General features: G+C 65.7%; 1 protein-coding gene. It reads right to left on the bottom strand.

What is annotated here, in order from left to right:
• A partial coding sequence (locus AC1DVH_RS32280) for a YbfB/YjiJ family MFS transporter (RefSeq protein ID WP_477757193.1) occupies positions 1 to 688 on the bottom strand: 688 nt, incomplete at its 3' end.
• Positions 689 to 708 lie beyond the last annotated feature (20 nt).

Below are 708 nucleotides of genomic sequence, written 5' to 3' on the forward strand. Positions count from 1 at the left end.
GTCCGGCGGCCATGAACGCGTATTGAGCGAACAGCGGGTCAACGCTCGGGTCGGTGGGGGCAGGCGACGAGGTATCCGACGGCGCAGCGGCGACCGGGTGCGCAGCGGTTGGCCAACCAAACCAACTGGCGGCGGTGAGGACCAGGGCCAACAAGCCAAGGCCGAACCAGGTTTGCTGCAAGCCGAGGCTCAGCAGCGGCGGCACGATCGTTCCCGAGCCGGCAATGCCCAAGCCGATGCCAAGGAATATCGCACCGCTGGCCAGGCCCCTGCGGGTTGCCGGTACGTGAGGCAATACGGTTCCCGCCACCAACACCATGATCGCGCCACCGGCGATCCCCGACAGCAGGCGCCAGCCGAAGAACCAGCTCATCGACAACGGAAAACCACAGGCGAAAAACGCCAGCGTCACTGCCAGCATCATCAGGCGCAGGGCGGTCTTGTTCGAGGTCCGGCGTGCCAGCGGATGGCCGATCAGTGCGCCGATCAGGTAGCCCACCAGATTGGCTGCACCGAGGTACACCACGTCGCTGGCGGAAAAGCAGTGGGCCTGGATCAGTGAGGGAATCAACGGCGTGTAGGCGAAACGCGCCAGGCCGATGCTGACCAGGCTGGCGCAGAGGCCGGCGAAGATCGGCAGCCAGATCGCGCCGGGCGCCGGGGTAAGGGGAGGCGATGAACTGTGCATGTGCATTGTCCTGAAAGGTC

Source organism: Pseudomonas sp. P4_C3 (assembly GCF_056402075.1).